This window comes from Rhodococcus sp. NPDC076796, from assembly GCF_040702765.1.
Classification (GTDB): domain Bacteria; phylum Actinomycetota; class Actinomycetes; order Mycobacteriales; family Mycobacteriaceae; genus Rhodococcoides.
Genome location: NZ_JBFBMS010000013.1, coordinates 25261 through 47027 on the forward strand (window position 1 = coordinate 25261; position 21767 = coordinate 47027).

The window sequence follows — 21767 nt, forward strand, 5'->3', positions numbered from 1 at the left end:
AGAGTGGCGGGGTTGAGTATGTTCAAGGGTCACGCAACTGCGGACGATTACCACCTTTAAGATAACCGATGATCCGTCAGCCTTCGGCGGAAATGCTAGCAGGCAGGAGCACGGGTGACAAGCACGGCCGCAGGCGAGGTGAACCTGGACTTCGTCTTCGAGTCGATGCCCCACGCTCGGATGCAGAAATACCTGGACGCAGCGGGGCACCGCAAGGTCGAGGGTGCGCTCGATCTGTATCGATGGAACCTCAAGGCGTCCACAGCATTGTGGGAGGTGATCTGTCACGCCGAGGTGACACTTCGCCATGCGATCGACATCTCGCTCAGCGAGCGGCACGAGCAGCTGCGCAGGGAAGATGATTGGGTCTTTTACGCGCTGGAAGTCCCTGAGGGTACATCGGAAATGGGCAGTTGCTTCGAGGACCTGTCCAAGGCGTACGGGAAGCTGAAGAAGCGGGTCGGCAAGGGCAAAGGCGGGTTCGAGAGAGTCGCGGACATCGGCGCGGATGACGTGATTGCTGCTGTGGACTTCGGGTTCTGGAAGTTCATGGTTTCGGGAGACAAAGAAATAAAATTCGGGACTCGAATCAGGCGAGGCTTCGACAACGCGCCGCGCGGCAAAACTAGCAACGACATGGCGTTTCTGCGTCAGGTGGTCAACCCACTGCACACGGTGCGCAACAGGATTGCCCACCACGAGCCCATCTGCTTCGAATCGGGCAATTTCATCAAGAACAAGTTCGACAATGCCATCGCGCTGATCGGCTACTTCGACGACAACCTTCGTGACTGGGCGAGAGATCAGTCCGCCCTCGACCAGATCCTCGAAACGAAGCCGTACATGCGCCGGAGATGACCTGGACCGCCTCTGGACTTCCTCATTTCCCCAACAAACGTTCGGCCACGCGGTCGTCGACCGGCAGATCCTCCAGCCAGAGCGGCACGGGGTACGCAAGGCGACTCAGGACGACGTCGACGGCATCGGTTGCGAAGGGTGCCGTCACCGAGTCCGGCGGCGGTGGATAGATCACTCGATAGGGCACTTGCTCGTCGGACTCTTCATCTGCCGGAATCAGATTCCGCGAGGGATTCAACTTTCCACGTCGGCGGTTCGGCATCGGGTCGAATACATCGATCAGCCCGAACTCGTCCAGAACATGGATCGCTTCCAGGTAGGTGTCCTCACTGAGTCCATAGCGTTCCCATCGAATCGTTTCTCCGAGGGCCACGCCGATGTCTTTCTTCGACGAGCGCGGCTGCCCCTCCATACGTTGGGTGAATTCGACGATTGCCAGGAAGGTGGCTATCTCGCCCGGTTCGAGGACGAGGTGCCAGCCGCGGGCGAAAAAAGCGCGCGGTACGCGCACGGTCTCGGGACTGCGCCTTTCCGCCGGCACTGTGTACCGTCGACCGTTTCTGGCCTCGGAGTTCAGAATCCAGTTCTTGAACCTTCCCGCCACCGGGTCCGATCCGGTGTGCACCAGCCCGACAGCGTGCAGCACGGACAGCGCCCGGTTTAGCGCCCGACCTCGTTCGCGATTCATTCGAGCAGGTGAAGTTGGTTTGACATGAAGACCACAGAGCTTCCACCACGGCGCGAGCTCCGGTTCGACGAACACGTTGGGGTGTTTGTTGACGGACGTCTTGCCGGCCTCGAACTCGAGGTGCGCTACGTAAATCGCCGACATCAGAACCCTCAGTGCCGAGTTCTTCCGGTTGATCAAGCGGGTGGACGCAGGTCGGGTGTCTAGATCAGTCGATCGATCGTATTTTTCGCCGGGGGCGCGAAGAGGGCGTTTCGGGTTGAGTCGCACGAACGGAGTTCGGATTCTTACGTCCTCGAATCTGACCTCTTCGTACTTACCGCCGAGGCCGAGCAGGCTGTATTCCTTCGTCGCCGCTCTCACCGCGTCTGCGCGAGCCAGCAATGCCTCACGACGAGCCGTCCTGCGCGTCTCCCACACCTTGAGCACTGCCTTGGTGTACTGCTCCTGACCTGCGCGTTTCGCCTGTTGCTCCGCGGTGAACTTTTGAGCGAACACCCGTTTGGGGATTGCCGACGGCTCCCCGGTGTCGGTAACGTCGCTGTTCTCGGGCTCGCCGAGATCGTCCGATTTCGCCATGTCAACCATCAGATCTCCTCGAATTGGTACCGATGTAGCCGGTGCTGCGGGAACCGGACATTGCAACGTTAAACGTAGATAAGAGTAACGGGGCTATGTCCGGCCAGCCTAGACCCGGTGACCGGCCACCACGGTACTCCGAGCGGCGTGCGTGCAGCTCCAGAGCCCGCCACAGTTGTCTCCATGAACAACACACCAAACGGATCGAACGACGATCCTGACCAGGCCGGACGGAACCTCTTTCCGTCACTGACGACTCCTGCCGCATTTGCAGTTGCGGGACTCTTGGGTGCGACCGCTACGTACTTCTCGCGGGACCCATCCATTGGAGCAACGATCTTCGCCGCCGTACTGGGTGCTCTGACGAGAAAGTAGCCCACGGCGTGTATGAGGCCGTCCGCGTGGCGGGCGGCCTCACACGCGGTCTCACCGATGGCCACGAGTGCGACCGGCCCGCGCTTACAGCCGCGGGCCGCGCCGCTGGTGTCCGTGGTCGATGTTCTGCTGCGCGATGGTGTGGTGGTGCTCGATGTTCTCGGCTTCGCGCTGTAGTCGCTGCTGTTCTTCGTGCTCGTCGCGTCGTTGCTGCTCGATGTGTTCGTGCAGGGTGTCGATGTTCGTGTGGACGGTGTTGTACGGCGCGTGCTCGGCCCGGTTCTCGGGTCGGTCGCCGGCGATCGAGGTGGTGTCGGTGACCTGGTAGCGGTCTCGGTAGGCGGCGATCTCGGCGGCGGTGCGATTCCATTCGGTCGCGAGGCCGTCGTCGTCCGGCCGCTGTTCGAGGTGGCGGGTGAATTCGAGGTCCGGGGTCGAGGCCGGGTCGGCGATGGTGGTGATGCGGTCGACGGCGGCGGCGTGCTCGGCGGCGATGTCGTCGTATCGGTTGTCGAGTTGCTCGCCCAGGACGGGATCGACGAGGTGGGCGTCGAGGTCCGGTGAGGGCACCCAGTGCGGTGCGTCCTGGTCGACCGGTGTCCGGTGTGTGGGCGCGATGTCGTCGAGTGCGTCGACGATGCCTCCGGCGAGGACGCCGGGGTGTGTGGCGGTGTGGATGTCGCGGCACAGCTCGTCGAGGTCGTAGCCGCCGTGTGCGGTCAGTTCCCGCATTCGGGCGATTGCGGTGTTCCACCGGGGATCGTCGCTGCGGGCTGCGGTGGCCATGGCGATCGGGAAGTGCTCGCGCATCGTGTCTTCGTGCTCGGCGAGCCACCTGGTGTTCGCGCGTTCGGCCGCGTCGGTGACGGCGGGTACGAGGTCTTTGATGAGGGCGCGGGCGGTGACGTCGTCGCCGCGTGTGGTCAGTTGCTGGGCGTGCCAGGCGAGAACGTTCTCCGGTGACAGTCCCGCCAGCGCTGCGGTGCGCAGGTGTCGGCCGAGTCGGTGCACGCCGGGTTCGGCGATGAGGCGTTCGGCGGTCGCGGGGTCGAATGCGGCCTGGATGGGGCGCTGGACTCGTGCAGCGTCGAGTTCGGCGCGGGCAGCGTCGTAGTCGCGGATCCGTCGGCCGATGCCATCGGTTTCGGCGGGTGCCGGCCGAACGGTGGTGTAGCGGTCGGCGACGAGTCGGGCGTAATCGTCGAGCTCTTTGTCGGTGCCGGGTGTGCGCGGCGGGAGCGGGGGCAGCTCGTGTTCCGGTCGCCCGGTAGCGCCGGCCACCGTGTCGGTGTCGGTGGTGTCGGTGGAGCTGCGTGCCTCGATGATCCGTGAGTTGAGCACTCTCGCGACGTCGCGTGCGGTGTGGAGCTCGCCGGCGGCGAGTGCGTCGACGAGGACATGGCGGGCGCTGTCTCCGCGGTCGTGGATCTCGGCGAGGGTCGCGCGCAGTGCTGCGAGGCTTCCGGGGTGTTCGGCTTGCGCGGTCGCGTAGAGGGCGGCGGGAAGGGACCTGTCGAGGACGGTGTCGAGCCAATGATCACGCAGGCGGGTGTGGGCGGCGAGGTATGCCTCGCGGAGCCGGTCGGGGCTGTTCGCGTGTTCGGCGGCGTCGCGTATCGCGGTGATCGCGGCCTTGTGGCCGTTGTCGTTGGCGAGGATGCGCGTGAGGACCTCGCGGGAGTTCGGGGTCTCGATCTCCGAGAGGTGCATTCCTTCGGTGTCGAGGGTGACCCCCGGTTCGACGGGCACGTACAGCTCGTTGTTAGTGCGACCGCGTGTGGCGGCGACGTAGAGCCCGGCGCGGTCGGTGGTGGGGCTGAGCGCGGTGTGGGCGATGTCGACGGTGATGCCTTGACTGCGGTGCACGGTGGCGGCGTAGCCGAGTTCGGTCAAGCCGGACACGTAGTCGGCCGGGAGGGTGATCGTGCCGTCGTGGGTTTTGCTGCGGACGGTCAGCGAGCCGTCTTTGCCGACTGCCGTGACGGTCCACAGGTCACCGTTACGGACGAACATGTTGCGCCGGCGACCGCCCTTGGTGCGCAGCCACGGTGCGTTCTTGCGGGTAAGGACGGTGTCGCCGACTCCTGCGGTGAGCTCGTCCGACAGCTCGGCGGTGCGGCGGGACTTCACCGTTCCCTGGCTGCGGAAGTGCTCTTGGATGGCGAGGTTGACGGTGCGGACGTCTTCGCCGGTGGAGAGCATGACGAGCGAGGACTTACCGGCTGCGATGTCGGTGAGGTACGCGTCGGCTGCGGCGTCCTTCATCTCCGTGGCAGTGCCTGTGTGGACCCATCCGCGTTGGTAGAACATCTCGAGGCTTGCCGGGTCGCCGTGCCGCAGATCGAGTGAGTTCTCGGCCTGTTCGGTGTCGCTACCGAACCGAACGACGGTGGTCAGTTCCGGTGCGCGCGTTTCTTCGGCGAGCAGCCGCAACGCGCCGCCGGTTTCGACGGCGTCGAGCTGGTTCGGATCTCCGAGCAGGCGCACGACCGCGCCTTTGGCTGCGGCGATCTCGGTGATGGCGGCAAGGTCTTTGGTCGAGGCGAGGGACGCTTCGTCGACGAGCAACATCGCGCCGGGCCGAATCTCGATTTGGTCGGACAGGGTCCGGGGTTCGTTGCCGTTCTTGCCTCGCCACGGGTAGGTCAGGGTGGCGAGCGTGTGTGCGGTGACGCCGATTTCCTCACCGAGGTTTTCCGCGGCGACGGCCGACGGGGCGAGGGCGATGACCTGATACCCGGCCTTCTTCCAGGTGTCGGCGACGGCCTCCATGGCGGTGGTCTTGCCAGTGCCTGCCGGCCCGATACCGACCGCAACGAGGGTGCCGCTCCCGACGAAATGTTCGGCGAGTTCACGTTGCCCGGCGTTGAGGGTGCGTCCGTCCTTGCCTTTCGCAGCGGCGGTGATGACCTTGTCGAGCGCGGCCTGCGGAGCGATGTACGCGACCGGGGTCTGTGCGGCCTCGAGCAGAGAACGTTCTGCGGCCAGAACGCCGTGCGAGGTGTGCAGGGCGGTGCCGGGGCGGGTCAGGATGAACTCGCCGTCGCGGCGGCGCAGCGCTGTCGGAGCTTCGGGCAGCTCGGGGAGCGGCATGTGTACCGATGTTGCGAGAACACGGTCGATCACGGCGGCGGTGGCGGCGCGGCGGGCGGTGTCGTCGGTGAACGCGACGGCGGCGAAGTTCGCATCGACGGCGGAGTGGACGTGGGTGATCGCCCAGTTCGATCGTTTGTCTTCGAGGCGTTCGAGTACGCGCTCGACCTCCTCGTCGAGGGAGTCGAGGGTGCGCATGTGCTCGCCGACCTCGCGCACGCCGGAGGCGTGGTCTCGTTGGACCTGTTGCCACCCCTCGGCGAGGGCGTCGACGTCGCGTGGGGTGCCGAGGATCTGCGCGGACCGGGTGAGCCAGGCGTTCTGCATCTCACGCAGCGTCTGCGGTTCCTGCTTGCCGGCGCGGGTGTCGAGGTTGGCCTGTTGGTAGAGCGAGTACATCGCCTTGGGGGACGGCATCCGGCCGTGTTCGGCGCGGTACTCGGCGACGAGCTGGTCTCTGCGCGTTTCGATCTGGCTGCGGCGTGAGGAGAACATCTCGCACAGCTCGCGCGGGACCTGCTCGATTTCGACGATGTCCTGCCGGCCGTGACCGGTGGAGCGGGCGGCAAGGGAGAAACCGAGTTCGGTGTGCAGCTTGGACATGATGGTGGCGTTGTAGCGCTGCGAGGCCGGCACCGCGTACCGGTGCAGGATCGACCCGTCGAGGGCGCGCCATTTGCCGTCGGATTCGGTGCAGACCTTGATCGAGACGACGGCGTGGGTGTGCAGGTTCGGATCCCCGGCGCGGGAGTCGTAGTGGTCGTAGAGGGTCGCGACCAGACCGGTGGTGTCCTGGACTTCCTGGCTGGTGTTGCCGGTGCGGGTGAAGCACGCTTCCTTCTCGATCCAGCCGAGGGCGTCGGTGACGGTCTCTTTGTGGATGCGCTCGATTTCTCGGCGGGTGCCGTCGTCGGCGAGCGCCCACATCACCGACACGCTTTTCGGTGGGGTGAACACCAGGTCGTAGCCGGCCACTGGCTGGCGGACGCGGGACTTCTGCGCGCTGATCCACGAGCGGAGCTCGCGCTGATCTTCCGGCGGTCGGCCGTGGCCGTCGGTGAACAACCGGGTGCCGACCTCGTCCATGATCTGCTGCGACTGCGCTTTCGACGGCGCGTGCCCATGCTCGCTGCGGAACTCCCCTACCGCTACCTTGTGCTCGCGGAGCAGTTCGATGTCGTTGGAGAATTCGGGAAACTTACGGCCGAGTCGGGCCGCTTTGAGCGCGGCCTTCTCGTTCGCGCCCTTGGTAATTGAATTTTCGATCAACGCCGAGGCGTTCGGATGCAGCCCGCTACCGAACAGTGCTTTCATCTGCGGCTCGGACACCTGCCCACCGCCGGTGATCGAGCTGGCCGCAGTCGGGTCGATCCCGGCCTGCATCTGCTCGAGATTGTCCAGGCCGGCACCGAACCAGACACCCGGCGGTGTGCCGTGCGCGGTGTAGTAATCGGTCAGATCTTGGCCGTGCTCCCGTTCGCGGTCAGCGGTGGCCACCTGCTTGGTCAAGTACTCGTAGCCATCGCCCGCGTGCAGTACGTGGAGCGTCATCACACCGCCACCCTAGACGCCGCAGGCGGGCAGGCGGAAGGCCGGAACCCCCCAAAGTCTGAAATTCAGCAAGAGGTGTGTAAATCATCTAGGCTTTTGGCAGGCGGAGCCTGTGTGCAGTAAAGCCCAGGCATCAGGACGGTCGGCCAGGTCAGAGGCTGAGGGGCGGTCGGAACTAGGTCGAGGGGGTCAGAAGATGAAGGGGCAACGGGGTCATGGGGTCGACAGGAGATCGGGTAGCCGCCCGTGAGCGCGGATGGCAGAAGGCCACCCGCGCAGCGGGTACAGCGGTGCGGGAGCGCGAGAGCGCGGCGCGGCGATTCGCTGCAGCGCGGGCACAACGGGACGTCGCCGAACAGGTGATGGCTGCCGAGTTGGAACGGCTGTCGACGTCAGAGGGATCTGTGCCCCGTGCGGCGGAGCTGGTCGGCGTGGAGCTGGTAGAGGCCGAGCGGCTGATGTCCGCGCGTCGGATCGTCAGAGCTGTTCATGAGAGCGATGACTCGACGTCGTCGTGAGCACCCCACTGTCGGAACCTCGACGGGACCACCGGACGAGCCCTCGCCCGCCGGCCCCACGTGAGCACCGTGTGGGTGCGATGTCCCCTATCTGTGTGTCCGGCCCCGATTGGGGGTGCCTGAGATCGAGCGGAGCGGTGGGAGGAATCTCGGGCATCCATATGAGGATGAAGGCCGGTGCACAGTTGGGGGCACCGCACCCGATCCCCTCGCCCGTCGATGACTCCCCCGCCGGGCCGTGCACCGGTCGGGCAGGTAGGTCGTCTCGTCCGTCCGCTGTCGTCTACGACGCCCGGGCGGTAGAGTTCGCAGTGCGTTCTGGCGGTGCCGTGTGGGCCCTCCGCCGAACGTCGATCACGTGCACCCTCACCGACTCTTCCCGTGTCTGCGGGCGGTCGGTTCGACGAGAAAGGCCCACACACACCATGACTGTCACCCCGTTGGACAAGGACGCGATCCGCGCGGCCGCCGAAGCGGCGATCAACGAGCGCATCGCGAAGGTCGAGGCGATCACCGACGCGCAGCAGAAGGTCGTCGAGGCCGAAGCCGACGACGCGAAAGCGCGTGCGGCCGCCGACGCGGCGATCAAGGAAGCTCAGGCCGCGAAACGCTCGTCGGCCAAGTCCGTCGAGAAGGCCAAGGACGCGGTCACTGCCGCGTTGCGGGCCGCGCTCGACGGTGGATGGACGGCGCAGCAGTTGCGGGAGATGGGGTTGACGGTGCCGACCTCTGTCATCGCGTCCCCGAAGCCGGCCTCGACAGGATCGGGACGCAAGAAGCGCCCGGTGCGCATCGGTGTTGCGAGCACCGCCACCGACTCGGACAAGCCCGGTTCGGGCGAGTCGGCCGACGCCGCCACTCCCCCTCATACCGACGCCATACCGAACTCCGAGACGCCGCCGGCGGCGCAGGAGTTCGTCTCCGCCAGGCAGGGTGCGCAGTGAGCGCCCTGGGGGCTCTCGGCGTCGTCGTGTCGGACTCGGTCGGTCCCGATCCGTCGACGTTCGCGGCATCGATCGCCTACGCCGACAGTGCCGGTGAGCCGGGAGCACCGGTTGCGTACGGCGAGTTCTTCACCTTGCTCGACGCAACCCAGTTGGTCGTCACCCAATCCTGGGTACTGGCGATCACCCGGGAGCAGGAGCACCTCGCCGCGACGATCGTGCGCGGCGGCCCGGTCGACACCGGACTGCACCTGCTCGATGCGGCCGGGACACCGACGGAGATCTCCAACGCCGTCGGACAGCTGTTGATGGATCAGGCGGGTGCGCGATGACCGGCGAACACCGTGAGACGGACCTGAGCGAGTCCGATGTGTTGGAGCTCGACATCCTTGCGCTGCTGCAAACCGCGGAGGCGAACGAGGCGTTCGACACCTACGGCCCTCTCATCACCACGCGGACCGCGCCACAGTTCGCGGACCTGTTGCGGATGATCAACGCTCTCGCGGCCGGCGGCGACTTCGAGTCGGCGATCGACGCGGAAGTGTTCGCGGCCGTGCGCTCCCCCGTCGACATCTCGCGGTTGGAGAAGTTCGGAGTGTTCGCGACCTCGGACCCAGTCCTCAAACTCACCGCCGTGCAGACGCTCCGGACGATCCACGACGCCGAGACAATACCGGTATCGACTGAAGCGCAGTCACCGGCTGCGGGAGACGTTAGGTGATGGTCGGCAGGCCGGGCCGGTGCCGGAACCGTTAGGTATCGGCGGGGCAACAGAACTCGCACGGTTCGAGCGCTACATCGTGCGCGGCCCGCGCGATGGTTCGTGTGCGATCTGGGTCGGCGCGATCGCCGACGACGGGTACGGCCGGTTCTGGTTGATGCGCGATGGCCGGCAGCGAGTGGTGCGCCCGCACCGGTACGCGTTGGCGCGTGCGCTCGGTGTGCCGCTCACCGACGAGGTGACGGCATTGCACCTGTGTGACAACCCGATCTGTGTACGAGTCACCCTCGACGAGAACACCCGCGTTGGGGGTGTGCGTCACGTCGTCGATGGGACGCAGTCACAGAACCTGCTCGACATGGGAGCCAAGGGCCGCGGGGGTGGCCGGCGTCAGCGCGGGCTTTGGTACGGACCCGATCGGAGCGCGCGGGCCGCGCGGTCGCGGCGGCTACGCGATGCGGTGCGCGGTGGGTGGGACGAGGACGCGGTGCGTGCTGCGTTGCTCGGTGCGTCTGCCCCGACGCTGTTCTGAGTCCTGAACGTGCGCGGGCGGTGATGGTCGGTCGGTTGTGGCACCGACTGTGTCGGTGGGTGGGTGTGTACTGACAGCAATCGAAGACCGGTCGCGTCGAAACGTCTGCGCGAGTGAACGACACGAGGAACGAGGAAGGAAGGGGTGGGTTCGACGGCTGTGTATCTCGTCGCCGCTGCGATCCTGGCGTACGTGGTGTTGCGGTCCGGACAGCGAGCGGACGGCACGTGGAAATTCGCGCCGTTGCGCGCGACGGGAATGCTCGCCAGTGGGGTGTTCCGGATCGTGGTGTTCGTGGCCGTGTTCGCGTTCGCGCTCACGCTCACGCTCGGTGCATTGTTCAGCTCCGGTCGCAGCACGTTCATGCCCTAGCCTGCGTCCTTCTCGGCGACAGCGACTGTCCGGCAGATGAACCCCCGCCACGTTGTGGTCGGGGGTTCGATCGTTCCAGGGGTTCTACTGGTGGGGCCAGCCGCGGACGAGCTGGTCGGTGCTCGCGTGCACGGCGTTGAAGGCCGCGACGAGGTACGTCAGCCACGACGCTGCGGTCTCCGGATTCGGGACCAGTGTGGAGGGGACGGCGTTCTGTTCCTCGTCGGAGAGCTCGTTGAAGTCGGCGGGGTAGTCGGTGGTGTCACCGTCGACGATGTTCGGTGCGCCGTCGATCTCGTAGGTGATCACGAATTGGAGCTCGTGCCGGTTCGGGGCGGTGAACTCGGCCGACAGTGCGAGCTCGCCCCACAGTCGCCGGTCGTAGGTGACGGCCCCGGAGTTGATCGCGGCCTGCAGCAGCCAGTGCGGAGTCCACAATGCCTGCGCGCTGCCCGGTTCGGGCCACTCGAAGTCGTCGTCGAGCACGTCGGCTTTGGCGAGGTCGAGGGTGAGCAGCGGCGCGGACGGCGCGCGGGTTCCGTCGGCGGTGGGTGCGGTCATGGCCGGTGCCTCCAGGGTGTCGGTGTGGGTGTGGGTGACGATGAGGACACCGAGGTCGGTGCCGATGTTCGCACTGTCTCCGAGAGCGTCGAGCAGTCGTTCGGCCAGGGTTGCGGCGTCAGCGGCGCGGTAGGTGCCCAGGGTGCTCCACGTCGCGGCGTCGTACGAGGTTTCCGATGCTGAGCACACTTGCACGGTCAGCGCGCCGCTACCGGTCGGGACGCGCTCGAGGTCGTCGGACGCGTCGACGACAGCAGCGATCTGCTCGCGGATGTGCACGGGCAGATTCGGATCGACAGCGGCGCCGGTTGTCGGTGCGTTCGTGCGGTCCGGCGCGTCGTGTGGCGGCCGTTCGGTGTGCTCACCTGTCTCTGTCACTGTCCTCGTCTTTCGGTTGTGGCCAGCTAGCACCGTAGTGCCCTCGGCGTCGTCGACGCACCGACCGGTGTCCCTGTGGGTTCGTTCAGGATGTCGGTGGTTGCCGAAAGCTGTTGAGCCTGTTGAACGCTGCCCGCTGCCGGGTGCCGAGTTCGACCATGTAGTCGAACAGGTCGGCTTCGGGTGCTTCTTCGGCGGCCTGGGTCAGTCGTTGGCCGGCGATATGGAAGCTGCGGCGGTAGGACTGGGACAGGACGTTGTCGGCGTAGTGCACGGCCGCGACGGAGTGTGCGCCGGCGGTGACGATACCCATGAGGCGTTTGCGCAGCGGTGCATCTTTCGCTCCGTCGGCTCCGGATCGGATGAGTGCACCGGTGACGGAGGCGAAGTCGTGGGGTTGGCCGGCGGCGATGAGGTCGACGATGTGGCCGTACATGCGTGCGTGCGCGGGATCCTCGAAGTCCGCCGCAGTGAGCGTGCTGGCGATCCGCTCGATGTCGGTTCCATCGGCGCTCTGGTTACGCACGTCCATCAGGGCGCACAGGAGCATCGCTTCGGGGTCGGTGGCCGGGTCGTAGCCGGGTTCGACCGACGTATCGAGGTCTTGGACGGGTGCGAGGTCCGCGCGTGCCTGCGCTGCCGGGTCGTCGCCGGGTGTGGGGACTGCGCGTAGTGCGTTCATCGTGGGCCTCGTGTTCGGTTCGGGTCGGACGTCGTACCGGTGGGACAGTGCTACCGGCTGTGGTGCAGCGCGTCAGTGGTCAGGATGCGGCTTTGTCGATGTCGTTGTGCTCGCTGTCGGCATGGTCGGTCTGGCGTGTTGTGGGGTGTTCTGCGGTGAGTTCGGCGTCGATCTGGCGGTCGATGTAGTCGGGGTCGGGGGTGTAGGCGGGTACTAGTCGCATGGTGGGGCCTCTTCTGTGTTTGTGAGTTTGTGGGTTTCAGGCGGCGGCGAGCTCGTCGAGGGCGTCGATCCGGAATCCGCTCCAGTGGGTGTCCTCGTCGACGTACACGACGGGGGCCTGGAGGTAGCCGAGTTCGCAACTCACGAAGTGGCGAGCGGTGTCGTCTTGCGTGATATCGACGGTCCGGTAATCGAGACCGTGTTTGTCGAGTCGTCGTTTCGTTGCGTCGCATTGCCCGCAATTGGGTTTCGTATACACAGTGATCGACATAGCTTTCTCCTTGTCGGAATTGCTGGCGTTGACTTCTATTCTACGTCAATAGCGGCACATAAACCAGGGCTAATAGTCTTCGATGTCATCCATTTATGTTGCTGCACTTGCCGTTTCATTGCTCAATCTGACAGTACTGCTTACTCGTCAGGGGAATTGAAATACAGTTATAAGACACCTTCCCTGCCTCTTCTGTTACTGCGTTCTTTTCGCTTCCGGCTGGCGCGGAAAAGAGACGCGGCGCACGGTGTCGACGGTCAATGCCTGGCCGGTGCGAGTGTTCGCCGGGGAGCGCAGCGAGTGCGGGTCGGGCGAACAGTCGTGCTGGGCCCTGCGGGCCGAAGCGTGAGCGGAGTCAGGGGTTGATCCGGGAGACGACGGGTGATGCATTCTCGTTGCGAAGCCAGACGGACCGAAAAGAACCCTCCCTTGCCGTCGTCAGCGCCGAGCTCGCGGCCGCAGTTGTGCTCGTGCTGGTCGGTAGGGTGCTGGGGTATGGAGCGCTCGCGAATCGAACATGCCTTGTCCAAAGCAGTGGTGAACGCGTCCCCGCCACCGTCGGATCTGGCGCTCGATGCGATCGTGGCCGGTGTTCGGGTCGAGGACACCCGTCCACCCGCCGCCGACGTCGATATGGTGTGGCCGGCCAGTCCGACGTCCCTCTGAGCGCTGTTCCGCTCTTTTTCTCTGCCACGTCTGACCTCGCCGCACCCGCCTGCCCTTCTGTCGTTGCTGCGGATGGTGCGCGTTTGTCGGTGTGAGGGCTCGATGCCCGATGCACCGGCCCCGCGCCCGCGACCTGCGATTGCCGGGCGTGGCCACCTCGAACCGGTGGCCACGCTCGGCGGCGGGTGTCAGGTGTAGCTCTGCACTGTGCCGATGTGGGCGGTGATGTAGTCGGGGGTGATGACTCCGCCGATCCCCCTGACCTCTTCCGGTGGCATTCCGGCGTTGAGGACGCGGAGGAGAATTCCCGTCAGGCTCGGCAGCGGCACGTTGGCTCGTTCGGCGGTGCGCTCGGCGGCCTGTAGTGCTGCGTGAGCTGCTGCGCCGTCGCCGGTGCAGTACACGAAGTAGGCGGCGATGGTGAGGGCGTTCGCGCGGGCGGTGCCGCGCAGCGGAGCGGCGATGCGGGTGAACGCGTCGGCTGCGTCGGCGTCTCCGTGGATGGACATGGCCAGGAACGCGTCTCGGATTTCGAAGTGCCCGGTGGCCAGTGCCAGGCCGACGCGGGCGGTGAGGTCGGCGCTGGGGATTTCGCGGGCGTGGATGACGGCGGCGAGCTCGTCGAAGGTGACGGGCAGGAAGTCGGCGCCCATCGTGGCGGCGGCGGCGAGGGCGAGGGCTTCGGGAATCTCCGTGGTGGGGGCGTATCGGGCCTCGAGGTCGGCGCGTGATGCGGCGATGACGGCTCCGTCTGCGGTGCGGGCGGTCGCGAGTGCGGTGGTGGCGGGGTCGGGGATGGTGCCGTCGGTGAAGCGGTCGAGGTCGGTGAAGGTCGTTCCTGCGGTGAGGCTGTAGGTGTGCAGGGCGCGGATGGTGCGGATTCCGGCGGCGGCGAGCGCGTCGCGGATGGCGTCGAGTCCGAGCAGGGCTGCGCCTGCTTGGGTGGTGTCTGCGATGGCGGCGAGGATGACGGCGGTGATGGGGGTGTTCTGCCGGGTGAGCGCGTCGGTGATGATGCCTGCGGCGGCTTCGGCCTGGTGGGCGTCGACGCGGGCGGTGGGCGCGACGAGGTGGGAGCCGTTCCCGTCGTCGGCCAGGGCGATGATGACGACGGAGTTGTCGGGGGTGTAGCCGAGCAGGGCGGGGATGGCGGCGAGGGTGTCGGCGGCGGTGGTGAGGGACATGCGGTGTTGGGTCATGGCGAAAGCCTTTCGAGAGTGTGTGCGGGATGGGTTGGGGTAGCGCGGTTTTCAGTGGCGGAGTTCGCGGCGTGCGGTGCGGCGGTCGCGCCGTGCACTGGCGCGTTTGACGGTGCGGCGAACTTTCCGGCTGCCGTGGCGGTGGACGATGATGTCGATTTCGTCGGCGGTGGTGGGGTGTTGTGCTCGCATGACGGTCCTTCCCTGTGGTTGGTTGCTGCTGGGTCTCACCGTGTGCGGGTGAGGTTGCGCAGGAAGCGGCGAATTCGTTCGGTGATGGACGGCGGGCCGGGGACGGTTACGTCGAACCAGTCGATGGTGTGCTCGTAGCAGGTGGGGCAGTCGTGGTCTTCGCATGGCGAGCTGTCGGGAGCGCCGCGTGTGTCTTCGTTGATGCACGGGAGGTCGGGGATGGCACCTGCGGGGCAGTCGTAGTCGCGGCAGTCGCAGAGCGCGCCTGCGTAGAGCCGGTTGTTCTTGATTGCTGCGTAGTAGTCCTCGTGCATGACGGGCCTCTTCCCTCTCGACTGGTGGCCGGACCTGCTGCCCTGCCAATTTCTTTGTGCCGTGGTGGCTGGGGAGAGAAGTCAGCGCACGGGGCCGGAGTGTCAAGGGTCGGGCCGAAAAGTTTTCAGCCGGAGGCGTTTTGAAAAGTTTTCGGAGCCCTTGGGCCGGGAGCGGAGCGGACGCCGGCGGTTGATGCGGAGGTCACGGGTGATGAATGCTCGGAGAAGCCACCTACGTCACAAAGAAATTGATTCTTTTCGCTCTTTTGAGTGCGGAGCGCAGCGGATTTCGATTCGGTGCAGCCCGTAGGGGTGCGTGTGGCCCGCCAAGGGCCTGCCTGTGAACGTGGCCGGCCGCTGGTGGTGGGACGCAGAACGCCGCCGGAGCTGGTGCTCTACGGCGACGCGGTAGTGGGGTACGGCTGTGAACGTGATTGTGCGGGAGCGACGGAGGGTGACGACGCTCGGTGTCGCGGTAGCGCTGATTGGATGTGAGAGGGTGTCTTGCCTCGCGATGGCGGGGAGCTGTGTCGGTAGCCGGACTCTGGATGTCGGTGGCCTGTGGCAGGGTCACCGCCTATGGATATACAGGTGGAGGCCATGACGAGTCGGTCGCATTTGGATGACTGTCCTCGGTGCAGTAGCCCGATTCCGTTGCCGCTGGACAACTTCTGTTCCCAGTGCAGGTATCCGTTGCGGGTCGATTCGGAGGAGCGGGCGGCAAGGCTTCATGCTGCTAACCTTCGGCGGCTCCGTCGGCGTCGCGGTTAGACCGGTCAGGTGGTGGCGGGTACGAGGGTGTCGGGTTTGACGAGGTAGGGGTAGACGCCGGGGCCTGGTGTTTCGTTTTCGACGAGTACCAGGCCTTCATCGTGGATTTCGCGGACGACGACGATGCCGGGTGCGCCGGGTGCGAGGTGGTAGCGGTCGCCGATGTTCACGGTGTCTCCTGTGCTGCTGCGGTGGTGTGTGTTGATTGTCGGTGATCGAGGCCGATCCTGATGGCTTGTGCGGTGGTGGTGTCGGTCATGTGATGGGCGTGATGGCGGCGGCGGGGCACCATTGCCGGTCGAGGTCGAGTCGGCCTTTCTTGTTGCCGGTGGGGATCGAGAACGACACTTGCGCAAGCTTGTGCATACTCGGTCAGTGACCGGATGATGTGCGTCGATGACACGCAGCCGATGGCATGTTCGCACTACTGCCGCAGAGCTTCCCAAGCCCCGTTCCACACTTACTCCCAACGGCGTAACCCTCCCCGACGACTGGGCCGACTGGCTCAGAGCAACTTGCCAGACTCCGGGCACACCGTTCTTGCTCTCGCCCGCTTTCGACTACGACACGGACCTGAACGATTTCTTCCGCACCACAGCGATGGTCACCATGGCCACGACAACCCAGATTGGATATGCACGCGACCTCGCGAGCTTCCTCACTTTCGTCAACCACATTGACCGCAAACATCATTGGCGTGATATCACCGACAGTGATCACCTCTCGTACCTGCATTGGCGTCGACACGATCCCGACGGCCCGCGCGTGTCCGGCAACACGTGGAACCGTGAAGTGGCGGCAGTGAACAGGTTCTACCGTTGGGCACACACCGCCGGCCACGTACGAATCAATCCGATCCCCCAGACCTGGCGACGGCCCGCGCCCGCACACACCGGGTACGCGGTCTCGCGGCGATCCGATGAGCTCCGCCCAGCGACCTACAGTCACGACGGCGGCCGGGACCGCATCCAATGGCTTCCCCTTGCCGACTATCGCAGGTGGCGCGAGGTCGGTGTCCGCGGGTTCGACAGCTCCGGGATGCCGCGAGAGGGTTTCCGTGGCCGGTGGTCGGGGCGTAACGCGACCTACTGCGACGTGATGGTCCGGACAGGACTTCGGATCTCGGAACAGTCCGCACTCACCGTGCTGGAACTTCCACACATCGATACGACTCCGACTGGTTACCAGCGGTTTTGGCTTCCCGGTGCGATCGCAAAAGGCCGCTCCGCACGGTGGGTCTACGTTCCGGCATCCCTCGTACGTGACCTGGCTACTTACAGCGCCTTCGACCGAGCCGACGTCATCGCTGCAGCCCAAGAAAAGCAACGATACGAGCGGATCCGACACCCTCTGGTCGTGGAAGATCCCGAACGTGCGATCGCCACGCACGTCACAGGTGCCGCACTGAAGCGGACCGTGAAAGTCTCGGAGCTCAATTGGGCGGAGCGACAACGTTTGTTGATCGCGCGCCCCGGCGGTCTCGAACCCGCCGCGTTCTGGCTCGGCGAGCACGGTATGCCGCTGTCAGTGGCCGCGTGGAAGAAGATGTTCGCCGATGCCAACACCCGCTGCCAGCGTGCCGGTGTCCCACTGTCTGCCCACGCTCACATGCTCCGTCACACGTTCGCCGTCATCACCCTCGAACAGCTCCAACGCGGACACATCGCTGCCCTCGGCGCGCTGGAACCGGAGCAGCGCGGGCACTACACCCGCATCTTCGGCGACCCGCTGGACTGGGTACGCCGCCGACTCGGACATCGATCCGTGGTGACCACACAGATCTACCTCCACGCGCTCGCCGAACTCGAGATGGAGACGAGAATGGCGCTTGTGCCGGATGATTGGGAAATCCCCACCCCGGATCCGGCCAGTGCCGACGACCCAATGACTGTCGCGGCGGCCGGTGTTGTGCTGTGACCGAAGCGCGAACCCACCCCGGGAAGCATGCCCCACTCCCTACGCCCGGAAACTATCGCCCACCGTCCGTTGCTTCCTCGGTGCCGTCTCTGGTCGTCGACTTCCACGGCGACGACGGACGCACCGAAACGTTCGACGTCGAAGTCCTTGCAATGCCGAGCTGGCACGAGCCGGTGGCGGAAGCCTTGGCGCTGCGCATAGGTCCTGCCGGTGACAGACGGACCCACAGTTCGGCAACGACGGTGTTCTCGTCCGTCGCACGGTTACTGCGCTTCCTCGAAAGTCTCGACAACAGCCCCGCCTCACCGGCTGATTTGACCGTGGCGCACGTCGAGGGGTTCCTCACCAGAGTCGACACACCGCGAACAGTCGCCACGTGCACAGCCGAGCTCAGTGAGCTCCGCCTGCTTCTTCGGCTGCCTCCGCTGGCGAACCATCTCGATGCCGAGGTGCTCGACCATCTCAGCACCCCGGCGGGCAAGGGGACGTTCACTTCTCTGACCGGGTATTCCGACGGAGAGTTCGCACGCATCCTCGATGCCGCTCGTACCGACGTCGCGGAAATTCGTAGCCGCATCACCGCGGGCAACGACGCCCTCACGGCTATGGCTGCGTCAGGTGTGGAACCGTCGACGGAGTTCGAGCACATGGTCTCGCGTATGGCGGCCACCGGCATCGTCCCGGTGACCGGCGGACGAATCGTCGCACACCGCCACCGCCGCACAGCCTGGGCGGGCCAGCTGTTCGTCACGCGCGACGATCTCGCACCACTGCTGACCTTGTTCGTTGCAGTCACCGGCCGCAACGTCGAAGCCCTCAAGGAACTACCCGCTGAGCACCGGATCGTCGGAAACCGAGCGGTAGAAGTCCGGTTGAGCAAACGACGCAACGGCCCGAACCGATGGCACGACACCGTGACCTGGGAGATCGGACCATCGCACCGAGAACTGCACACCCCGGGCGGTCTGTACCTGCTGCTGCACCGCCTCATGGAACATGGACGGGCACTGAGCGATACGGCCGCACTCTGGTCGTCGTGGCGCAACACCAACCATGATCGTGGAACCGTCGCCGAACATCACAACCCGTTCGCGCAATCCCTCGCCGGCCGATTCACCTTCGCGAAATGGAGCAGACTGCGAGAACTACACACCGACGCCGACACAGCCGGACACACCGCACCGCTGGGGCTGGACATGCGCCGCGTTCGCACCAGTGTCGAGGTGCGCCGTACTCGATCGGTCGGTGGACATCTCCCCTCGGCTGCCCGATCGAACAGTGTCGAAGTGCTGTTCAGCCACTACCTTCGCGGTGATCCCACCGCCAAAGAGTGGGCGCGCCAGACGATGTCCGAGGCTCTCCGTGATGCGGAATCAGCGGCCCTGGCCGCACATACCCACGTCCTGGCCGAACATGGCGTGACGGAACTCGAGGTGCGCGTCGACACCGCCGCCGATGAAACGACTGCAGGCGAGGAGGGTGCCTGGACAGCATGCGCCGACTCCTCCGCTCACCCTGTCACCGGCCGTGCGTGTCGACGGGTGTCGTTCCTGGACTGCTTCCACTGCGGCAACTGCGTCGTCACCACGGCGCATCTACCCGCTATCACCGCACTGACGTCGACCTTGTCCACGCGACGCACCGAACTCGACGAGCAGACCTGGTGGACGCGCTACGGTCCGACCTGGACCGCGATCCACCACGACATCTACCCGAAGTTCACCGCCGCACAACTCGACTCGGCAAAAACCGAGGCACCCGAGTGTCTCCTCGAACTCGCCGAAGATCCCTGGGAGCACCCATGAACAGCCCCATCATCGTCGCCCCGGTACCGGCTGACGACCCGCTGTCCGATCCGGTGCAGGGCGATCCGGTGCTCGGTGAGCACCGTGTCCTGACCGGCCTGTGGCTTCGCTCTGGCTACTCGCTCACGGACACGTCGCAATTCCGCGATGACGTCTGGCGATTGGAACCTGCTGTTGCACAAGCACATGTTCGATCGCTGGTCGTCTCCTTCGACACTCTCGCCGACCGCTACCGTCTACCGGCCAAAGAACTATGCCTGGCGATGCTGTCAGGTCCTTTACCCGCAGGCGAACGGCGGCAGTCTGCCGTCGGGATCCGCGGCACCTTCATCGAACTGCGCAAGTTCCTGCACTGGCTCGCCGAACGCACACCGGCACACTCTGATCGAGAGCAGATGCCAGCATTGAGTTCGCTCACCGCGGCCGACGTCCTCGACTACCACCACTACCTGATGACTTTGCCCGTCGGAGTCGGATCGCGCGAGAACTCCCGACGAGCGGTATGCATGCTCTGGCGCTACCGCACCTGCCTGACCGACACGCTGACCTTCGATCCGCGCCGCATCGACGGTTGGACCATGTCCAAATCCAGCACCACCGAGAACGCCACCGGCCGCATCCCCGAGCCCGTCCTCGGCCCGCTGATCACCTGGGCGATCCGCTTCGTCGACGACTTCTCCGGCGACATCCTCACCGCCACCGCACACCGAGACAACCACCGGTCCAGACGCACCAACGGACGGTACGGGCGCAACAGCGGTGCCGCCGAAGCGCTCGAGAACTACCTCGCGCAACACGAGGCCGACGACGAACCGCTCCCCGGACATCAAGGCCGCCCGAACTTACGACAGATCGCCGCCGAGATCGGCACCAGCAGACACGGCCTCGACACCAACCCAGCAATCCGCACACGGCTATTTGCCTGCGCGGCGCGAGTCGGAGTCACCGAACACACCTGGATACCTCTCGCCATCGAGGGCCGACTTCACGGCCGTCCGTGGATAGAGGGCATCGCGCACCAGCACTCCACCAGCGGATACCTGCATCTGCAACGAATGTTGCACATCGCCTGCTACATCGTCATCGCGTTCCTCTCCGGGATGCGGGACGCCGAGATCAAACACCTACGCCGCGGTTGCCTGAGCACCGCACGCGATACCAGCGGCACCGCCTACCGCTGGACACTGAACGGACTGGCGTTCAAAGGCGAAACCGATCCTCGCGGAGTCGCCGCAGAGTGGACCGTCGGGGCTCCCGCCGCCAGGGCGATCGCGGTCCTCGAGAGAATGCATCCACCCGGCCAGGATCTGCTGTTCTCGCACCCGCCCGGCTCCGAAAACGTCCAACCCAGAAACGACGCAACGGTCGGAGTCTTGACCACCAAAACCACCTCCGGTCAACTGAAGGATTTCATCGGTTGGGTCAACACCTACTGCGCCGAACACGCTCTTACGGAGTCGATTCCATTGGTGAACGGACAACAGTGGGTTCTGAGTACGCGCCAGTTCCGCAGGACGCTGGCATGGTTCATTGCTCGCCGCCCTGGAGGGTCGATCGCCGGTGCCATCGCCTACCGCCACCTGAGCATTCAGATGTTCGAGGGCTACGCAGGCACCTCGGATTCGGGTTTTCGCGCCGAGGTCGAAGCCGAACAAGCTCTCGCTCGCGGTGAAGACTTGATGAGCATTGCCACCGACCATCCCCACACGGTCACCGGTCCTGCTGGCGATCACGCCCACCGCAGACTGGACGCGTTCACCACTGCCGCTGCATTCGCCGGTGCTGTCGTCACCGACAGCACCCGCATCAAGCGCCTGATGAAACGATCCGAACCCGCCATCTATCCCGGCACCTTCGCACTGTGCGTGTTCGATCCCGACAAAGCGATGTGCCAACCCCGCCCTGATCAACGTGGCAACACTCGACCGCAACTCGGTCACTGCCAACCCCTCGAATGCGGCAACGTTGCACTGACCGCAGACAACATCGACGCGCTACGCACCGAACATCGCTCGCTGCAGCAGGAATTGGCCACCCGAACAGCTCTCCCGCCGCTGTTGCTACACCGCTTACGCGAGCGAGCACGCCGACTCAGCGACTTCCTCGACCGCCACACATACCCGACAACCGACCATGTACAGACGATCGAAACGAAGCAGTGACGCGGAACTCCGATCAACCCGACGCCGCAGTGGTCAACGCCGCCATCGAGCATCTCGAACGCCAGACCGGCCGTTCACCGTCGGTGCTCACCGTGGCCCGCCATCTCGGCCTTGCGAACACCACATTTCGGCGGCGCTTCCCCGGCATCGTCGACCGGCTACGTGACCCGAACCGGGTACCGGCTACACCCGACGTCCGTCGCCAGGTCGGCTCGGACGTCATCCGACTTCGGCAGCGAAACCGGGAACTCACCGATGCCCTCACGCTCGCTGTCTCGAGCATCCAGCGCCTGTCCATCGACAACCGTTCTCTGTGCCGACAGCTCGAAGTTGCCACTGCCGTCACGCACCTCCCGAGGAAGTCATGACGCAATCGGCTGCCCGTTCAGATGTTGT

The 21767-nt window shown here is 65.3% G+C and carries 23 protein-coding genes; 13 read left to right on the top strand and 10 right to left on the bottom strand.

Translation table 11 applies throughout. From position 1 onward, the window contains the following. Positions 1-114 precede the first annotated feature (114 nt). Entirely contained in the window at positions 115-858 is a 744-nt protein-coding gene (locus AB0366_RS24485; protein ID WP_094629901.1) for an Abi family protein, read from the top strand. Positions 859-880: 22 nt separating this feature from the next. Here AB0366_RS24485 and AB0366_RS24490 read toward each other — a convergent pair whose 3' ends face one another. Then, positions 881-2134 (bottom strand): hypothetical protein, encoded by a 1254-nt coding sequence (locus AB0366_RS24490; protein WP_366246318.1) that lies wholly within the window; start codon positions 2132-2134, stop codon positions 881-883. Between the two features lie 174 nt (positions 2135-2308). Between AB0366_RS24490 and AB0366_RS24495 the strand changes: the two genes are divergently transcribed. Beyond that, positions 2309-2500, top strand: coding sequence for a hypothetical protein (locus AB0366_RS24495; RefSeq protein WP_366246319.1), 192 nt, complete (start codon positions 2309-2311; stop codon positions 2498-2500). Positions 2501-2584: 84 nt separating this feature from the next. Here AB0366_RS24495 and mobF read toward each other — a convergent pair whose 3' ends face one another. Further along, on the bottom strand, positions 2585-7144 hold the full coding sequence (mobF, locus tag AB0366_RS24500; protein ID WP_366246320.1) for a MobF family relaxase: 4560 nt from the start codon (positions 7142-7144) through the stop codon (positions 2585-2587). Between the two features lie 215 nt (positions 7145-7359). Here mobF and AB0366_RS24505 point away from each other — a divergent pair, with 215 nt between their 5' ends. From AB0366_RS24505 to AB0366_RS24530, 6 genes are all read left to right on the top strand, one after another. After that, a complete protein-coding gene (locus tag AB0366_RS24505) occupies positions 7360-7662 on the top strand; it encodes a hypothetical protein (RefSeq protein ID WP_366246321.1) in 303 nt (100 codons plus the stop codon). 425 nt (positions 7663-8087) lie between these two features. Further along, positions 8088-8606: a hypothetical protein gene (locus tag AB0366_RS24510; protein WP_366246322.1), complete on the top strand. Its 519-nt coding sequence runs from the start codon at positions 8088-8090 to the stop codon at positions 8604-8606. After that, complete coding sequence (locus tag AB0366_RS24515) at positions 8603-8938, top strand: hypothetical protein (RefSeq protein ID WP_366246323.1); 336 nt, start codon at positions 8603-8605, stop codon at positions 8936-8938. Before AB0366_RS24510 ends, AB0366_RS24515 begins: the two co-directional genes overlap by 4 nt. Further along, a complete protein-coding gene (locus AB0366_RS24520; protein ID WP_366246324.1) occupies positions 8935-9327 on the top strand; it encodes a hypothetical protein in 393 nt (130 codons plus the stop codon). The genes AB0366_RS24515 and AB0366_RS24520 overlap by 4 nt, the downstream gene beginning before the upstream one ends. A gap of 19 nt (positions 9328-9346) precedes the next feature. Further along, positions 9347-9859, top strand: a complete 513-nt coding sequence (locus tag AB0366_RS24525) for a hypothetical protein (protein ID WP_366246325.1) — start codon at positions 9347-9349, stop codon at positions 9857-9859. A 144-nt stretch (positions 9860-10003) separates the two neighbouring features. Continuing rightward, a complete protein-coding gene (locus AB0366_RS24530; RefSeq protein ID WP_366246327.1) occupies positions 10004-10231 on the top strand; it encodes a hypothetical protein in 228 nt (75 codons plus the stop codon). 84 nt (positions 10232-10315) lie between these two features. Here AB0366_RS24530 and AB0366_RS24535 read toward each other — a convergent pair whose 3' ends face one another. From AB0366_RS24535 to AB0366_RS24550, 4 genes are all read right to left on the bottom strand, one after another. After that, positions 10316-11170, bottom strand: coding sequence for a hypothetical protein (locus AB0366_RS24535; protein ID WP_366246328.1), 855 nt, complete (start codon positions 11168-11170; stop codon positions 10316-10318). An 85-nt stretch (positions 11171-11255) separates the two neighbouring features. Beyond that, positions 11256-11852 carry a DnaB-like helicase N-terminal domain-containing protein gene (locus AB0366_RS24540; RefSeq protein ID WP_366246329.1) on the bottom strand — a complete coding sequence of 199 codons (597 nt, stop codon included), beginning with the start codon at positions 11850-11852 and terminating at the stop codon, positions 11256-11258. A gap of 79 nt (positions 11853-11931) precedes the next feature. Beyond that, positions 11932-12075: a hypothetical protein gene (locus AB0366_RS24545; RefSeq protein WP_366246331.1), complete on the bottom strand. Its 144-nt coding sequence runs from the start codon at positions 12073-12075 to the stop codon at positions 11932-11934. 36 nt (positions 12076-12111) lie between these two features. Further along, entirely contained in the window at positions 12112-12345 is a 234-nt protein-coding gene (locus AB0366_RS24550; protein ID WP_037174601.1) for a glutaredoxin domain-containing protein, read from the bottom strand. A gap of 495 nt (positions 12346-12840) precedes the next feature. Between AB0366_RS24550 and AB0366_RS24555 the strand changes: the two genes are divergently transcribed. Next, a complete protein-coding gene (locus tag AB0366_RS24555) occupies positions 12841-13011 on the top strand; it encodes a hypothetical protein (protein ID WP_366246332.1) in 171 nt (56 codons plus the stop codon). Positions 13012-13199: 188 nt separating this feature from the next. On the opposite strand, the gene AB0366_RS24560 is transcribed toward AB0366_RS24555, so the two are convergent. The 4 genes from AB0366_RS24560 to AB0366_RS24575 form a co-directional block, all read right to left on the bottom strand. Next, positions 13200-14210, bottom strand: coding sequence for a DUF4192 domain-containing protein (locus tag AB0366_RS24560; protein WP_366246334.1), 1011 nt, complete (start codon positions 14208-14210; stop codon positions 13200-13202). Between the two features lie 51 nt (positions 14211-14261). Then, the gene (locus AB0366_RS24565; RefSeq protein ID WP_155289018.1) at positions 14262-14402 is read right to left on the bottom strand and encodes a hypothetical protein; all 141 of its coding nucleotides are present in this window, start codon (positions 14400-14402) and stop codon (positions 14262-14264) included. Positions 14403-14437: 35 nt separating this feature from the next. Next, complete coding sequence (locus AB0366_RS24570) at positions 14438-14716, bottom strand: hypothetical protein (RefSeq protein ID WP_206499029.1); 279 nt, start codon at positions 14714-14716, stop codon at positions 14438-14440. Positions 14717-15492: 776 nt separating this feature from the next. Then, the gene (locus tag AB0366_RS24575) at positions 15493-15657 is read right to left on the bottom strand and encodes a hypothetical protein (RefSeq protein WP_155292902.1); all 165 of its coding nucleotides are present in this window, start codon (positions 15655-15657) and stop codon (positions 15493-15495) included. A gap of 226 nt (positions 15658-15883) precedes the next feature. Here AB0366_RS24575 and AB0366_RS24580 point away from each other — a divergent pair, with 226 nt between their 5' ends. The 4 genes from AB0366_RS24580 to AB0366_RS24595 are packed head-to-tail and all read left to right on the top strand — an operon-like array spanning position 15884 to position 21739. Next, on the top strand, positions 15884-17404 hold the full coding sequence (locus tag AB0366_RS24580; RefSeq protein WP_094661952.1) for a site-specific integrase: 1521 nt from the start codon (positions 15884-15886) through the stop codon (positions 17402-17404). Continuing rightward, on the top strand, positions 17401-19209 hold the full coding sequence (locus tag AB0366_RS24585) for a hypothetical protein (RefSeq protein ID WP_206489113.1): 1809 nt from the start codon (positions 17401-17403) through the stop codon (positions 19207-19209). Before AB0366_RS24580 ends, AB0366_RS24585 begins: the two co-directional genes overlap by 4 nt. Further along, positions 19206-21371 (top strand): hypothetical protein, encoded by a 2166-nt coding sequence (locus AB0366_RS24590; protein ID WP_094661948.1) that lies wholly within the window; start codon positions 19206-19208, stop codon positions 21369-21371. The genes AB0366_RS24585 and AB0366_RS24590 overlap by 4 nt, the downstream gene beginning before the upstream one ends. Then, a complete protein-coding gene (locus AB0366_RS24595) occupies positions 21368-21739 on the top strand; it encodes a hypothetical protein (RefSeq protein ID WP_094661946.1) in 372 nt (123 codons plus the stop codon). Before AB0366_RS24590 ends, AB0366_RS24595 begins: the two co-directional genes overlap by 4 nt. Positions 21740-21767: the final 28 nt, after the last annotated feature.

Excerpts from the sequence above, each read along its gene's own strand:
- AB0366_RS24495 (WP_366246319.1), top strand. The coding sequence starts at position 2,309 with ATGAACAACACACCAAACGGATCGAACGACGATCCTGACCAGGCCGGA.
- AB0366_RS24565 (WP_155289018.1), bottom strand. The coding sequence starts at position 14,402 with ATGCGAGCACAACACCCCACCACCGCCGACGAAATCGACATCATCGTC.
- AB0366_RS24590 (WP_094661948.1), top strand. The coding sequence starts at position 19,206 with ATGAACAGCCCCATCATCGTCGCCCCGGTACCGGCTGACGACCCGCTG.
- AB0366_RS24550 (WP_037174601.1), bottom strand. The coding sequence starts at position 12,345 with ATGTCGATCACTGTGTATACGAAACCCAATTGCGGGCAATGCGACGCA.
- AB0366_RS24560 (WP_366246334.1), bottom strand. The coding sequence starts at position 14,210 with ATGACCCAACACCGCATGTCCCTCACCACCGCCGCCGACACCCTCGCC.
- AB0366_RS24555 (WP_366246332.1), top strand. The coding sequence starts at position 12,841 with ATGGAGCGCTCGCGAATCGAACATGCCTTGTCCAAAGCAGTGGTGAAC.
- AB0366_RS24505 (WP_366246321.1), top strand. The coding sequence starts at position 7,360 with ATGGGGTCGACAGGAGATCGGGTAGCCGCCCGTGAGCGCGGATGGCAG.
- AB0366_RS24540 (WP_366246329.1), bottom strand. The coding sequence starts at position 11,852 with ATGAACGCACTACGCGCAGTCCCCACACCCGGCGACGACCCGGCAGCG.
- mobF (WP_366246320.1), bottom strand. The coding sequence starts at position 7,144 with ATGACGCTCCACGTACTGCACGCGGGCGATGGCTACGAGTACTTGACC.
- AB0366_RS24490 (WP_366246318.1), bottom strand. The coding sequence starts at position 2,134 with ATGGTTGACATGGCGAAATCGGACGATCTCGGCGAGCCCGAGAACAGC.
- AB0366_RS24580 (WP_094661952.1), top strand. The coding sequence starts at position 15,884 with ATGACACGCAGCCGATGGCATGTTCGCACTACTGCCGCAGAGCTTCCC.
- AB0366_RS24510 (WP_366246322.1), top strand. The coding sequence starts at position 8,088 with ATGACTGTCACCCCGTTGGACAAGGACGCGATCCGCGCGGCCGCCGAA.
- AB0366_RS24520 (WP_366246324.1), top strand. The coding sequence starts at position 8,935 with ATGACCGGCGAACACCGTGAGACGGACCTGAGCGAGTCCGATGTGTTG.
- AB0366_RS24545 (WP_366246331.1), bottom strand. The coding sequence starts at position 12,075 with ATGCGACTAGTACCCGCCTACACCCCCGACCCCGACTACATCGACCGC.
- AB0366_RS24570 (WP_206499029.1), bottom strand. The coding sequence starts at position 14,716 with ATGCACGAGGACTACTACGCAGCAATCAAGAACAACCGGCTCTACGCA.